This is a genomic window from Alkalicoccobacillus gibsonii, assembly GCF_016798245.1.
In the GTDB taxonomy this organism is placed as follows: domain Bacteria; phylum Bacillota; class Bacilli; order Bacillales; family Bacillaceae_D; genus Alkalicoccobacillus; species Alkalicoccobacillus gibsonii.
This window is the reverse complement of sequence record NZ_JAEUZA010000002.1, coordinates 211,991-226,371: the sequence shown is the minus strand read 5'-3', so window position 1 is coordinate 226,371 and position 14,381 is coordinate 211,991. Positions and strand designations below refer to the sequence as shown.

General features: G+C 40.1%; 12 protein-coding genes. 8 read left to right on the top strand and 4 right to left on the bottom strand.

Going from position 1 to position 14,381, the window contains the following annotated elements:
• Positions 1 to 6 precede the first annotated feature (6 nt).
• The 4 genes from JNO66_RS07925 (at position 7) to JNO66_RS07910 (ending at position 4,872) form a co-directional block, all read left to right on the top strand.
• A complete protein-coding gene (locus tag JNO66_RS07925) occupies positions 7 to 1,113 on the top strand; it encodes a GerAB/ArcD/ProY family transporter (protein WP_203087730.1) in 1,107 nt (368 codons plus the stop codon).
• Positions 1,110 to 2,216 (top strand): Ger(x)C family spore germination protein, encoded by a 1,107-nt coding sequence (locus tag JNO66_RS07920; RefSeq protein ID WP_203087729.1) that lies wholly within the window; start codon positions 1,110 to 1,112, stop codon positions 2,214 to 2,216. Before JNO66_RS07925 ends, JNO66_RS07920 begins: the two co-directional genes overlap by 4 nt.
• 143 nt (positions 2,217 to 2,359) lie before the next feature.
• Positions 2,360 to 3,679, top strand: a complete 1,320-nt coding sequence (locus JNO66_RS07915; RefSeq protein ID WP_246483210.1) for a DUF2254 domain-containing protein — start codon at positions 2,360 to 2,362, stop codon at positions 3,677 to 3,679.
• A gap of 53 nt (positions 3,680 to 3,732) precedes the next feature.
• Positions 3,733 to 4,872 carry an alcohol dehydrogenase catalytic domain-containing protein gene (locus JNO66_RS07910; protein ID WP_203087727.1) on the top strand — a complete coding sequence of 380 codons (1,140 nt, stop codon included), beginning with the start codon at positions 3,733 to 3,735 and terminating at the stop codon, positions 4,870 to 4,872.
• Positions 4,873 to 5,278: 406 nt separating this feature from the next.
• On the opposite strand, the gene JNO66_RS07905 is transcribed toward JNO66_RS07910, so the two are convergent.
• From JNO66_RS07905 to JNO66_RS07890, 4 genes are all read right to left on the bottom strand, one after another.
• Positions 5,279 to 6,823 (bottom strand): catalase, encoded by a 1,545-nt coding sequence (locus JNO66_RS07905; RefSeq protein WP_203088386.1) that lies wholly within the window; start codon positions 6,821 to 6,823, stop codon positions 5,279 to 5,281.
• A 128-nt stretch (positions 6,824 to 6,951) separates the two neighbouring features.
• Complete coding sequence (locus JNO66_RS07900) at positions 6,952 to 7,452, bottom strand: GNAT family N-acetyltransferase (protein WP_203087726.1); 501 nt, start codon at positions 7,450 to 7,452, stop codon at positions 6,952 to 6,954.
• A 73-nt stretch (positions 7,453 to 7,525) separates the two neighbouring features.
• A complete protein-coding gene (gene tcuA / locus JNO66_RS07895) occupies positions 7,526 to 9,019 on the bottom strand; it encodes an FAD-dependent tricarballylate dehydrogenase TcuA (protein ID WP_203087725.1) in 1,494 nt (497 codons plus the stop codon).
• 102 nt (positions 9,020 to 9,121) lie between these two features.
• Complete coding sequence (locus JNO66_RS07890) at positions 9,122 to 9,982, bottom strand: LysR family transcriptional regulator (RefSeq protein ID WP_203087724.1); 861 nt, start codon at positions 9,980 to 9,982, stop codon at positions 9,122 to 9,124.
• Between the two features lie 118 nt (positions 9,983 to 10,100).
• On the opposite strand from JNO66_RS07890, the gene JNO66_RS07885 reads away from it, so the two are divergent.
• The 4 genes from JNO66_RS07885 to JNO66_RS07870 are packed head-to-tail and all read left to right on the top strand — an operon-like array spanning position 10,101 to position 14,326.
• A complete protein-coding gene (locus tag JNO66_RS07885; RefSeq protein WP_203087723.1) occupies positions 10,101 to 11,216 on the top strand; it encodes a type 2 periplasmic-binding domain-containing protein in 1,116 nt (371 codons plus the stop codon).
• 15 nt (positions 11,217 to 11,231) lie between these two features.
• A complete protein-coding gene (locus tag JNO66_RS07880; RefSeq protein WP_203087722.1) occupies positions 11,232 to 12,725 on the top strand; it encodes a tripartite tricarboxylate transporter permease in 1,494 nt (497 codons plus the stop codon).
• A complete protein-coding gene (locus JNO66_RS07875) occupies positions 12,722 to 13,153 on the top strand; it encodes a hypothetical protein (protein WP_203087721.1) in 432 nt (143 codons plus the stop codon). Before JNO66_RS07880 ends, JNO66_RS07875 begins: the two co-directional genes overlap by 4 nt.
• A gap of 18 nt (positions 13,154 to 13,171) precedes the next feature.
• A complete protein-coding gene (locus tag JNO66_RS07870) occupies positions 13,172 to 14,326 on the top strand; it encodes a 2-methylaconitate cis-trans isomerase PrpF family protein (RefSeq protein ID WP_203087720.1) in 1,155 nt (384 codons plus the stop codon).
• Positions 14,327 to 14,381: the final 55 nt, after the last annotated feature.

Below are 14,381 nucleotides of genomic sequence, written 5' to 3'. Positions count from 1 at the left end.
AGCGCTATGCAACTTCACGACACACCGAATAATACGCGACAACTCTCACCTTTCTTGAGCTTCTTTATCATTGTAGGTGTGCAGATTAGTGTAGGGATTCTTGGGTTTGAGCGATTTATCGTAGTAAAAGCAGGCCATGATGCTTGGATTTCCATCATTATTGCTGGTTTAATAACACACGTCATTATTTGGATGATGTATCACCTTTTAAATCAAAGTAATGGTGATCTAGTTACGATCCATTTAATGACGTTTGGACCTTACATCGGAGTCCTCTTAAACCTCTTCTTCATCTGCTATTATGCACTACTTGCCTACACTGTCATTTGTACGTATACAGAGGTATTAGAAACGTGGATGTTTGCAGATGTCTATTCATGGGTGTTCACTCTTCTGATTCTTTCGATTGCATACAGCTATACAACAAAAGGAATTCGCGTGGTTACTGGACTAGCTGTCATTAGTCTGCTCATTACGTTCCCTCTAATTGTAACAATCTTTTTTACTCTCCCTGACTCTCAACTTGAGACCCTTAAGCCCATTTTTAATCATTCGATTCTTGATATTGCTAAAGGGGCAAAAGCCATGGCCTTAAATGTTCTGGGTCTTTGTGTTCTTTTTATGATTTATCCGTTTTTTAAGAATCCCCGTGCTTCTCAAAAATGGACTCATCTTGGTCTATTTTTTAACATTAGCTTGTATATGATTGCGATGATTTTAACCATTTCTTATTATAGTAAAACTCAACTTTTAGAGACCATTTGGCCAACAATTACCTTATGGAAAGCCGTAAATCTTGGGATCATCGAACGTTTTGAGTATATAGGTGTATCACTTTGGCTATTTGTTGTTCTTCCATCCATTTGCTTACTTTTATGGTCGGCAACCAGGTTATCAAAACGGGTGATACCAATAAAGCAACGGATATGGCTACGGGTACTATGCCTCATTTTATCTATGCTTTCATTTAAAGTGAATGGACGCATAAATGTTGAGACTTTAAACGATATCACTGCAAATATTGGTTTTTACGTTATCTTTGGTTATATTCCCTTCTTGTTTATTTGCTTCAAGCTTCGTCAACTTTTGAAAAAAAGGAGAGAGCGCGCATGAAGAAAGTGGCTGGCATAATCTTCTGTTTTCTACTAGTGAGTGGATGTGCGCCTCGTCCACAGGTGATTGAAGAACTGCAACTCGTACAGGCATTAGGGTACGATGTTGATAGCGAGGATGAATTTCGCACAGTAGCTGGTTCACAAATCATTCTCCCAGGCGAAGGAGAAACTCTTCCAAATGCAGTTGTGTTTAGCGCTACTGGTAACACATCTCGTATTACTAGAAAAAAGATGCAAACGGAGTCTTCCAAGCTGCTTGTTTTAGGACGGTTAAATTTATTACTGTTTCAAGATCAACTCGCAGAACAAGGCATTTTTTATTTTTTAGATATTTTGCAACGAGATCCCTTTATCGGTCGAAATGTTAAACCTGCTATTGTTGAAGGAACAGCTTATGACCTTCTCACGCAAGATTACAAACTCGACATCACCGTGTATGAATATCTAAATGATCTGATCGAGGAAAGTGAAGAAGAAATCTTCCCTAAGGTGACTCTGCACTCCTTGTTATACCACTACTATGAGGATGGTAGTGATATGTACCTCCCAATGATCAAACCTCATAAAGACCGTGCCCAAGTGACTGGGTTAGCCCTATTTAAAGAAGATCAGTGTGTTCATAAACTAAATGTTCAGCAAGCTTCCTATCTTAAGCTACTAAGAGAACGATTTTCAGGAGGCTATTATCAAATTGATCTGGCCGATGATAGTTATGTCAGCGTTGAAAATGTCGATGTCAGCCAATCCTATACGATTGAAAGAAGCACAGATGGTGGTTTCGTGACCTCTATCGCTGTTACTTTGGAAGGAGCCATTAATGAATTAGGAGACAATAGGGGTGATACCCACCCTTATACCATGAAGGAACTTGAGAAGTATGGTGTAGATCAGTTTGAAGAAAGACTCACTTCACTCGCTCACTTATTTCAAGAGTTAGAAATTGATCCGTTAGCACTAGGCTCCCTAGCCAAAAACCGAATTAGAGGCCTAACAATGGAAGAATGGTACGAGTCCTATCCAACGATGGACATTAAAGTGAATGTCGAACTTAACTTAATTCACAGTGGAATTATAGATGAAGCACAAAAGAGGCCGCAGTGATGTTTTTTTCTAATCTTAAAGGGTACAGACTCTCTAGATAAAACAACTTTCTAGAGAGGATGATTCGCTTGCACCCTATTCATTACATAAAGCGCACCTACCAGCGTTTGAAAACACTATCCTATCACCAAATGAAATACGAAATGAAATCGAATGTATGGCTTATTTGTTTAGCTTATGGATTTGTTGGTCTTGCGTTCGCTGGTCTTGCCTGGTTCTTAGATATGCATTTAAGAATTGGTTTAGAGATGACTGATTTCTTTCAAGCGGATTATGAATTAACAAGACAGATTGTTAGTTCACTTGTAGCTGGTATTATCACGCTTAACGCGTTTACGTTAAACTCCATCTTAGTTGTCCTAACCAACTTCTCTGGACAGTTTACACCACGGATGTTAACAACCTTTATTTCTGATCGCCGAACACGCCATTTGATCGGTATTTTTAATATGGCGTTTGTATTCATTTTGCTGACCTTTTTTGTGTTGGACGAGGCTGTAGCCTCACATTACTCAGCCATTCCCATTCTGACCGTTCTCTTTATGCTGATTGCTGTCGGTTCGTTTGTGATTTTTATCAGTCATACGATTAATTGGATGCAGGTTCCAAACATTATGCAGCACATGAAGGATGAATCCCAGCATCAGATTCTTACTACATTAGTCAGGGATTTAGAAGAATACCGGACAACAGAACCACAACGAAACTTAGCTGATCAGCTTGAAGGCGAAGGTGTTACAATCACTGCTTCAAAAACAGGCTATATCCAAATTGTTGATTATAAGCGACTCATTAGTTACGCCCAATCCGTTGATACGGTTATCCAGTTTGAAAGACGGATTGGAGAATTTGTATTAAAAGGGTCTCCTCTGCTTACCTATTGGAAAACAGGACGCTATCCGATTGATCCTGACGAGATTAATAAACATGTTTTTATTGGCTCCAAAAAAACGGAAGTACAGGATATTGAATTTGGGATAAACAAGCTCAAAGAGATTGCCATTAAAGCACTCGGGAATGATGATCCACACACTACGTCTAATGCCATCTTTCAGCTGTCTGACTTACTACTATCAATCTCTCAGGTTTCAAGGTTTTCACCTTATTTAACCGATTCAAACAATGAGTTGCGAGTCATCATTCGCAAGGAATCGTTCGCCTTTTATTTAAACTCTACATTCTCGCACATTTGTCTTTACGCCAAAAGGGATCCTGTAATTACAAACAACATATTAGAAGCAATCAGTCTATTAGCCGAAGCAATTGATGACGTGTATCACGATTGCTCATGGGAGTTTGCATTAATGGTTGCTAAGGGGTATGAAGCTTCATTTGCCTTTGAATACAATGAACAATCTTACTATCAAACGCTTGAAAAGATCTCAAACACGACAAACCATCAAAAAGAGTATAAAGAGTTCCTGGAGGAATTAGAACAAAAAAGAAAGGCTCAGGATGTTTAATCTATAGCGAAAAAGGAATACTCCCCCTAAAATGGTATAAGGAGAGTGCTACGATGAAAGCTGTAACGTTTCAGGGAAAAGAAAACATCCAGATGAAAGAGGTAAGCGCACCTTCAATTCAGGAGAATACAGATATCATTGTTCGCATCACAGCAAGTGGAATCTGTGGGTCTGACTTACACCTGTACCATGGTGGGATCGTTCCAGAGCAAGATTACGTGATTGGGCATGAACCAATGGGCATTGTGGAAGAAGTCGGCTCAGAGGTTAAGAGTCTTAAAAAAGGCGACAGAGTCGTTATCCCTTTTAACGTGAGCTGTGGAGATTGTCACTACTGCAATCATCAGATGGAGAGCCAATGCGACAATTCAAATAATAGTCCACATTCGGATGCAGGCGGATTGTTTGGATTTGCTGAAGATTTTGGGAACCATCCGGGTGGACAAGCAGAATACTTACGCGTCCCTTATGGTGACTCAACTTCATTTAAATTACCCGAATCAAGTGAGCTTGAGGATGAGCAGGTCGTCTTTTTATCAGATGTTATTCCGACGGCTTATTGGAGTGTAGAGCATAGTGGCGTCAAAGATGGCGATACAGTCATTGTCCTTGGATCTGGTCCAATTGGATTAATGACGCAAAAGTTCGCCTGGATGAAAGGCGCCAAACGTGTCATTGCCGTCGATCAGGTTGATCATCGTCTTGAACACGGAAAACGAACAAATCATGTTGAGACCTATAACTTTAAAGACAACCCAGAGCTTGGTAGTCAGCTACATGAACTTACAGAAGGTGGCGCGGACGTTGTCATAGATTGCGTTGGGATGGACGGAACGGTACCAAATGGTCAAACGTTTGGTTCTGAGTTCGATAATCAGTTCGGAACCATCTCACCAATCATTACGGCAAGTCAATCGGTTCGCAAATTCGGAACCGTTCAACTGACTGGTGTCTATGGAACAGAAGCAAACGGCTTTCCAATCGGTGATTTCTTTACTCGAAATGTCAGCCTAAAAATGGGCCAAGCCCCCGTCGTTCACTTAATGCCGAAGCTTTATGACATGATTGAAGCTGGCTCCTTTGACCCAACCGATATCATAACGCACAAAGTCGCTCTCGAAGATGCAGCGGAGGCCTATCGTGTGTTTGATAAGAAGGAAGAAGGCAGCATCAAGACTATTTTCAAACCTTAAATGAATTAAAAAAGAGATGAGCTGCTCATCTCTTTTTTTTAGGTTAAGCGTAGAATGGTTTCCTCCAAAGTCATTGTTTCTGGCGATGGAGATTTGGTTAAAAGATACGTAGAAACAACAGGTAACTCAAGCGATGGCAGCTCTCCTTCTAGCATTAGAAGAGGTTGACGCACATTCTCATACAGAGTGTGCGTTTTTCGTGTGGCGGAGGGGGCTATTGTTTCACTTCAGCTCTTTATCGTTTCACTTCTCCCCCTAACGTTTCACTTTGGTTCTTTATTGTTTCACTTCACCTCCCAACGTTTCACTTTGGTTCTTTATTGTTTCACTTCACCTCCCAACGTTTCACTTCCACCTCAAAATTAAAAAAACAGCAGACCCCTCGGTCCACTGCTTCTTCACCCTCTTAATAAGGACTAGATGGCTCACTTAATTGCTGCGCTTCTTCTACAGCAGATGGTTTCATAGCGCCTCGTTTCTTAAACGATTCAATCCCCTCTTTCACTCTGCGACCATAGTCAGAGTCCGCTTCAGTTAGGTTATGAATCATTTGGGTTTGCACTCGTTCGTCAGCTTGACTGATTCCTGCAACGAGATTTTTAATTAATTCATCTTTTTCCCAGTCAGATAACCGGTTATAGGTCTCGCCCGCCTGTCCGAAGTTATTTGGGCGATCAATAGGCTCCTTCACCACACGACCGCTTACTTCAGGTTCATGCGGCTTCCCGTTTCGCTTCGCTTCTTTTAACCCTTCAACAGATGGCTCATAATTAATATGTGGGTTGTGAGAAGGTGGTGTATCTACGTAATAAGTCATCTGCCCGTCTCTTTGATTGGTTGCTACCCGTTTTTTAGGTGCATTGATTGGAAGCTGTAAATAATTCGCCCCAACTCTGTGTCGCTGCGTATCAGAGTAACTGAATGTCCGTCCTTGAAGCATCTTGTCATCTGAAAATTCCAATCCATCAACCAATACGCCTGTCCCAAATGCGGCTTGCTCCACTTCAGCAAAGTAGTTTTTCGGATTACGGTTTAACGTCATCTTCCCTACTTTGTGCCACGGGAACTTGTCTTTGTACCACAGCTTCGTATCATCCAGCGGGTCAAAATCAAGCTCAGGATGATCATGGTCCTCAATGATTTGTACATATAGCTCCCACTCAGGATAATTGCCTTCCTCAATGGCTTGGTACAAATCGACTGTCGCATGATTAAAGTCTTCTGCTTGGATTTTTTCAGCTACTTCCTGCGTTAAGTTTTTAATCCCTTGAAGCGGCTCCCAGTGATACTTAACAAGTACACCTTTGCCTTCACTGTTGACCCACTTGTACGTATTCACGCCTGAGCCCTGCATTTGTCTGTAATTGGCCGGAATCCCCCATGGTGAAAACAAAAAGGTGATCATATGTGTCGCTTCAGGTGTGTTTGAAATGAAATCAAAGATGCGTGCAGGATCCTGCGTATTTGTTACTGGATCTGGTTTGAACGCATGGATCAAATCGGGAAATTTCATGGCATCGCGGATAAAGAAAATTTTAAGGTTATTACCGACCAAATCCCAGTTGCCATCCTCTGTATAAAACTTAACCGCAAACCCACGAGGATCCCTTAAGGATTCAGGTGAATGTGTCCCATGTGTAACAGTAGAAAAGCGGACAAACACAGGAGTTTCGACGTCTGTATTAGTAAATACTTTTGCGCGTGTATAGTTTGAGATGGGTTCATCCCCTACTTTTCCATATGATTGAAATATCCCATGCGCACCTGCTCCACGACCATGCACCACACGTTCAGGGATACGTTCACGATCAAAGTGACTGATCTTCTCTAAAAAATCATAGTTTTCAAGTGTGGATGGTCCTCGATTTGTTACTGTTTTGATATTTTGATTATCAACGATGGGCTGTCCTTGTCGATTAGTTAACGTTTGATCTGTTTCATTCCCTGCCATCCGCCCATCACGTGAATCGCCATCATGCTGGGCATTTGTTTCGGTATGATTATCCAAGTAAAAAATCTCCTTTATCCGGTTAATTTTGGTCAAACTTATTGTTAACCGGATAGGGAGATTTTTATTCTTTAATTCACTCTTTTTTCCATAATATAATCGTCCATGACAAAACCATGACCAATATCATTTACCTCTTCTGCGATGATCTGGAACCCTTTCTTTTTATATACATCAATCGTATGAAGGTTTTCACGATTCACGGTTAACCAAATCGATTCAAGGTTTCTTTGTTTACATAAGTTCTCTAAGAACAGCATTGCCTCACTTGCGTATCCATTCCCTCTAGACTCTTTAAGCATGTACAATTTACTTAAGAAGAGTTTTCCTCCCTCTTCTTTGACCGCCATGTAACCAATTGGAGCTTGATTGACGTTTAAATTAAAGTATTCATAGCCATCCACTTCAATTTGACGCGTCACTGCCTCAGCGGATTGAAATTTTCCAATCATATAATCGACTTGTTCTTTCGTAATAATGCCTATATAGTATTCGTTCCAGATACCAACAGCTTGTGCAGCCAGTTTATGGATCTCTTCTTCTGAATGTACCTTTGTCACTTCTACTGTCATCTCGCAACTCACCTTTCTATATTGGCATTATACGAAAAAAAAGCTAAATACAAAATGTATTTAGCCCAAAAGCCTATCTTGCTTCAACCGAGAACACTGCTGCTGATTCCCCAGCAATCTTACCAAAAACGGCTCCAGACATGAGACCAGATCCTCCTGGATAATTATCAAAAAATAAGCCACCTACCATTTCACCAGCTGCATATAGTCCTGTTATAGGATGATCTTGATAGTTTACTATATTCGCTCTATGGTCTATTTTGACTCCCCCAAAGGCAAATGTAATCCCGCATGTGACAGGATAAGCATAATAAGGAGGTTTATCAAATCGCAGCGCCCAATTTGATTTTGCTGGCACGATGCCCCTTGTCCCTTTTCCATCTTTTACAGCTGGATTATAATCTCCTTCTTGAACGGCTTGATTATAGGTCTGAATGGTATTTACAAAATTCTCTTCAGGGAGGGCAAGCTTCTCAGCTAGCTCTTCTAACGAATCAGCCTGATAAACCGTCGCTTCTTCTAGATTATATTCACTTCTTAGCCTGTCTCTTACTTGTGAATCAAATAGCTGGTATGCCTTTTGTTCAGGCTGTTGTAGCGTTTCTTTACCGTATTTAGCATACGTGTAATTCCTAAAATCGGCACCTTCGTCTACAAAACGGTTTCCCTCTACATTTATAATTAGTCCTAATGGATAGGAGGATTTTTTGTAAATATCACCAGGCTTGTTGAAATCACCATACTTAGGTGCGTTGAAATCCGTCGTATGTGCATGACAACTAGACCAGCTTCCGTATGCCTTAGCTCCAATAGCCTCAGCCATGTCTAACCCGTCTCCAGTGTTATATTCAGTTCCTCTTACAATGGCCTCAGCCCATTCTTCACCTAAATACTTACTTCTTTTTTCCGCACTAGCCTCAAAGCTGCCGCAAGCAAGGATAACAGAATTGGCTTTTAATCTTATGGTTGTATTCTCTTTATCAATTATGAGACCATCTACCTTACCCTCTTCTAACGTTATATCTTTAGCACAAGATTCATACCAGATATCAATTTCAAGCTCAGTTGCTCGTTTATGAAGGGATTCCATTAAACCGACACCTTTATTATTGGTTCTAAGAGGCAGCCCTCCCCAGAAGGTTTTTTTCTTTCCATCTGTAAAGCATTGATTTTCGTTTAACTGAAATGTGACTCCTTGCTCTTTTAACCATTGAATAGTTGAGAATGAAAGAGTGACTAACTGGTTAGCTAAATGAAGATCGCTTTTCCCATTAGTCACCTCTAGAAGATCATTCATAAAATCTTTTGTCTCATAAGGTGGGATCCATACATTCTCCATCTCTTCGTCTGGAAGCTGATCTACTATCGTTTTAATCTGATCTACATGACCATAAGCACAACGAATTGCACCATCTGTGAAAAAAGAATTGCCTCCTCTTTTGTTCTTTGGGCTTTTTTCAAGGACTAGAACAGATACTCCCTTTAATCTCGCTGCAATCGCTGCACAGAGCGCTGCGTTCCCTGCACCGACTACTACGACATCATAAAGTTGATCTTTTTTACACATGAAATGTTCCCTCCTTCTTAGAATTACTTTCACTCTATAGTGAAAGAGATTATAAAGGAAATATCGTTTTTTAATGGTTCATGATAAGTATTTTTTATTCTATTATTCAAACCACTGTTTACAATACTGATTAAAACGTTGAACGATCGGTAACTGGCTTGATTTCTGGTCGGTATATAACCATGTTCTGCGTACAAGTGGTTCACCGTTTAAGTAAGATAACTTCATCTTAAAAAGTTCTTCTTCCTCAGATAACGAGATTCCGGGCACAATAGCAAATCCCAAACCTTGCTTAACCATTTCCTTACAGGTTTCAAGTCGATCTAATTCCATTTCAATAGCAGGCGGTTCGTCATATCGATCATTCCACCAGCTTTGTATACTATTGCTTAGGGAAACATCGGTTTTATATGTTACATACGGTTGTAAAGGTAAGTCCTTTAGATCTATTTTATGATTAGATATAATATAAAATTGTTCCTCATTAAGAAGATGTTTTTCACCCTTCCACGTATAGTCACTTCGGATAATACCAATATGTGTTGTTGAATCCTGAAGCATATTAAACACATCAGAGCTCCAACCAGTTCTCACCTTAAAGCGAACGTTTGGATACAGATCAGAGAATCCCTTTAATAATTTTGGCAATGAATATTGAGCAAAGTTACTTGAGGCTCCTATACGTAATGTTCCTCGAACCTCATCACTCATCCCTTGAAGGAAATCCTTTGTTTCCAAAAACGTCTCTAGCATGTGAGTAGCATAAGAAACCAAATGCTCACCTTCTGGGGTAAACTCAATCCCTTTACTTGTTTTTATGAATAATTTCACTGCTAGTTCTTCCTCAATGCGCTTCATTCTGTAACTCAAAGATGGCTGTGATACAAATAAAGCAGTTGCCGTTTTTGTGATATTCTTTTGCTTTGAAAGCTCTACGATTAAGATCCAATCTTTTTGATCCACATACTCACCCTTTTCACATCATAAATAAATTTTATGTCATTTTATAAAATTTCAATATTTTACTCTTATAATGGTATCGCTTACAATTTAACAATCAACTACTTCAAGGGGTGATCTTTTGCAACGATTATTAGGATTTCTAACACTACTCACTTTATTGTTAACGCTTTCATCGTGTAATACATTAGAAGCTGAAAAAACGTATGAATCATCCAATGGTTCTAATCCTTTTGAAGATCAGTTAATTACTTTTCTAGTACCCTTTCAGGCTGGTGGAGGTTCCGATGTTTTTGCACGATTCATGACCCCTCACTTCACTGAAAATATATCAGGAAATCCTAGAGTTCAGGTTGAAAATGTTCCTGGTGGTGGAAGTATTACGGGCACAAATGAATATGCAAATTCAAGATCCAAAAATGGGTTAAACCTTTTAACGACAAGTGCTTCCTCACATATCCCATCCATTCTTGAACAATCGTCTGTCACTTACGATTTAGGAGAGATGGTACCGATCATTGGTGCACCCACTGGAGGAGTCGTATATACGTCACCAGATATGATTGAGGATGGATTAAAAGAGTTTTCTATGAAAGAAGGAGAGCTTTTTTATGCTGGTATGTCCCCTACCGGCCTTGATCTGGTCACTTTACTCTCGTTTGAGGTGTTAGACCTAGATGTAAAGGCAGTATTAGGTTATGAAGGAAAAGGCCCAGCTCGAGTAGCTTTTGAGCAAGGTGAAAGTAATATTGACTACCAAACAACAACGGCCTATAAGCGGAATGTTCAACCACTTGTTGAGAATGATGAAGCAGTTCCTCTCTATAGTCTAGGACAAATTGACGAATCAGGCAATCTCATTAGAGATCCTCAATTCCCAGACTTACCAACTGTAGAAGAAATCTATATAGAACTTCACGGGAAAGCACCTGAGGGACAATCATGGGAAGCATACAAGCACTTTGTGAATGCCTCTTTTACAATGCAGAAGATACTCTGGGTTCATAAAGATGCCCCTGAAGAAAGGGTAAACACTCTCATTCAATCAATGGAGTCTCTTGTTGAAAATGAGTCGTTTAAAAATCAGTCAGAAGAAATATTAGAAAATTATGACCCTTTAATTGGGGAACCACTTGAGACTCAAGTTCAATCCATGCTTGAAATCGAGGAAGAAACTCAAAAATGGATCTTAAATTTTCTCATGGAAGAATATGAGGTAGATGTAAATAAATTATAGGAGGTGCACGATCCCATGATTGAAGCAGCTTTAGACGCATTACTTATCGTATTACACCCTTCTAGAATCGGATTTATGTTTCTAGGGATCTTCATAGGCATAATTGTTGGTCTTCTCCCCGGTCTAAGCGGAACTGTAGGGATGTCATTGTTACTTCCATTTGTATTTGGATTAGATCCCTTTGTTGGGATGGCATTATTGATTGGTATGGTGGCCGTCGTACACACAGGTGATACCTTTCCATCAATCTTACTTGGTATTCCTGGTACATCTGGCTCTCAGGCAACCATTATGGATGGTTTTCCACTCGCTAAACAAGGGCAGGCTTCACGAGCGATGGGGGCATCGTTCTTCTGTTCTATGGTTGGAGGAGTTGCCGGTGGGATCGCTCTATATTTAATGATTCCATTTGCACGTCCTTTAATTTCTGCCTTTAGCTCTCCAGAACTATTTATGCTGACGATGCTTGGGCTAAGTATGGCTGGATTACTAGCTGGGAAATCACCTATAAAAGGGGTGATCTCAGGTCTATTGGGACTATTGATCGGTTCTATCGGCAGTGCCCCCGCTGTGGCCGAGTATCGATATACATTTGGGTCATTGTATCTATCAAGTGGCGTTTCACTTCCTGTTGTCGCCCTTTCAATCTTTGCTTTTCCAATTATGATTACAATGCTTACAAACAAAGGAACCATTTCTTCTAACGGAGAATTAAAAGGTGGCATTCTTCAAGGTGTAAAGGACTCTATTAAAAACAAGTTTTTAGTTTTACGAAGTGCATTAATAGGTACATTAGTAGGATTTGTACCTGGCCTTGGGGGCAGTGTTGTCGACTGGTTAGCGTATGGAGCAGCCCAAAAGACGGTAAAGAATAACTACTTTGGTAAAGGGGATATCAGAGGGGTTATTGCTCCAGAAAGTGCTAACAATGCAAAAGAAGGCGGTTCACTTGTTCCTACACTTCTTTTTGGAATACCAGGATCAGGAACTACGGCCATCCTTCTCGGTGGCCTTACGCTGATGGGATTAGAGGCTGGTCCGAGAATGCTTACTACTGATTTACCTGTAACTCTCTCCATTGTATGGACGCTCGTGTTTGCTAACATATTTGGAGCGTTGTTATGTATGGTTCTCATTCGTCCTATTTCAAAATTCAGTATGATTCCTGGCGAAAAGATTGTGCCATTCTTATTAGTCCTACTTATTCTCGGTGCATTTCAAAGTAATTTTTCATGGGGAGATTTGATCGTATTTGTTGTTATTGGTCTTCTAGGTTATGCAATGACCATTCTTGACTGGCCAAGACCTCCGTTACTCATTGGGTTTGTCTTAGCTCTCTCTGCTGAACGTTACTACTGGATTTCTATCGAGCGTTATGGCTGGTCTTGGCTAAGCAGTCCTATTGTCATTATCCTTGCCATTGTTATTTTATTACTTCTAACTGGAGGTACCTTGATCAAGCGATTTACAAAGTCCGTAGAAACCGATGGAGGGGGAATTTCTCAATGAATAAGGAACTTTTAAATATCTTCTTTACTACCTTTCTACTCATTGTATTTGCATATGCAGCAATAGACGCACTAACTTTTTCAAGGCTTGCACAGTTCTTCCCCTTATATATATCAAGTGCTGGCGCGCTGTTAACGAGTATTTATCTTGTTTTTACAATCATTCAATATAAAAAATCTGATGCTTACACGCCATTTTCATTTAGGAAACCCTTCCGATATATTGGTTGGTTTCTTGGATTTCTTTTAATCATTTACGTATTCGGTTTAATGATTGCAACCATTCTATTTTTGTTTTTATTTCTAATCATTGAATCAAAAATGTCAGCCATAAAAAGCGTAGTATCTGTTGGAGTGACAATAGGTGCCCTTTTAGCAGCAAGCCATTTGTTAGGTATCTACTGGCCCACAAATCTATTAGGAATATAGGATAGGAGGATAAAATTTATGAGAGAATATGAGCGTATTAAAGCAGCTATCATTAGAGGTGGAACGAGTAAAGCCGTTTTTATATCTCAGAATGAATTACCAACTGACCCGACCGTACGTGATCAAGTTATTCTATCCATATATGGTGGAAATGACGCAAGACAAGTTGATGGACTTGGTGGGGCAGATGCACTAACCAGTAAATTTTCCATGGTGCAAGCGTCAAAAAGAAACGATGCAGATGTTGAATACACCTTTGGGCAAGTTGGAATAGGTACAGGAACCATTGATTATAACTCTAATTGTGGAAATATACTAAGTGCAGTTGGTCCATACGCCATTGATGAGGGGATGGTTCCAGCTGTAGAACCTCTAACAACAGTTCGAATCCTTAATACAAATACGAATAAAATCATTGAAGCAGAAGTTCCTGTATTAAATGGTCGTGCGAAAATAGAAGGTCCATTTCGTATTGATGGAGTACCTGGATCTGGGGCTAAGATCTTATTAAATTTCATTAAAGCGGAGGGTGCGAAAACAGGAGCTTTATTTCCAACTGGAAAACGAAAGGAAATCTTAGAAGTCAGCTTCGGAAACATTGAAGTGAGTGTTCTTGATGTGACTACACCTGTGGTTTTTATCCACGCAAGCTCATTAGAACTTAGCGGGATTGAGCTACCAGAAGAATTATCAATCGAGCAACTACATCAATTAGAAGAAATTCGCTCTTTAATCGCATATCGATTAGGTTTTGTGAAACATCCAGATGATGCAGTGAAGCAGACTCCAGCGAGTCCAAAAATCATTATGGTTTCTCCAGCTACGAGTTATGTAAATAGTTCAGGTATAACCATTCCTGCTGAAGAAATTGACTTTGTTAGCAGAGCCATGTCCATGCAAAAAATGCACAGGGCCTTTCCAGTAACAGGAGGATTATGCACAGCTGTTGCATCAAAAATAGAAGGAACCATCGTTCAGGAAATCAGTAAAGCTCGATCTCAAAGGGACGACGTTGTGAAAGTGGGGCATCCTTCAGGCTCAATGGAGTTTTCAGTGGTAATAGAGGATAACAGAGATGAAATTCTTTTACAGAAAACTGCTGTTGCTCGTACAGCAAGAAGACTAATGGAAGGATTTGCTTATGTCCCTTCCTCTCAATTTTGGAAATCCTAATCTAAGTTAAAGATGCCTTCGAGACATTCTCGAAGGCATCTTTATTTAATCAGTA

Bases quoted from the DNA above. Each gene is read 5' to 3' on its own strand.
- JNO66_RS07900 (WP_203087726.1), bottom strand. From the start codon at position 7,452: ATGACAGTAGAAGTGACAAAGGTACATTCAGAAGAAGAGATCCATAAA.
- JNO66_RS07870 (WP_203087720.1), top strand. From the start codon at position 13,172: ATGAGAGAATATGAGCGTATTAAAGCAGCTATCATTAGAGGTGGAACG.
- JNO66_RS07910 (WP_203087727.1), top strand. From the start codon at position 3,733: ATGAAAGCTGTAACGTTTCAGGGAAAAGAAAACATCCAGATGAAAGAG.
- JNO66_RS07915 (WP_246483210.1), top strand. From the start codon at position 2,360: ATGAAATCGAATGTATGGCTTATTTGTTTAGCTTATGGATTTGTTGGT.
- JNO66_RS07925 (WP_203087730.1), top strand. From the start codon at position 7: ATGCAACTTCACGACACACCGAATAATACGCGACAACTCTCACCTTTC.
- JNO66_RS07880 (WP_203087722.1), top strand. From the start codon at position 11,232: ATGATTGAAGCAGCTTTAGACGCATTACTTATCGTATTACACCCTTCT.
- tcuA (WP_203087725.1), bottom strand. From the start codon at position 9,019: ATGTGTAAAAAAGATCAACTTTATGATGTCGTAGTAGTCGGTGCAGGG.
- JNO66_RS07905 (WP_203088386.1), bottom strand. From the start codon at position 6,823: ATGGCAGGGAATGAAACAGATCAAACGTTAACTAATCGACAAGGACAG.
- JNO66_RS07920 (WP_203087729.1), top strand. From the start codon at position 1,110: ATGAAGAAAGTGGCTGGCATAATCTTCTGTTTTCTACTAGTGAGTGGA.
- JNO66_RS07875 (WP_203087721.1), top strand. From the start codon at position 12,722: ATGAATAAGGAACTTTTAAATATCTTCTTTACTACCTTTCTACTCATT.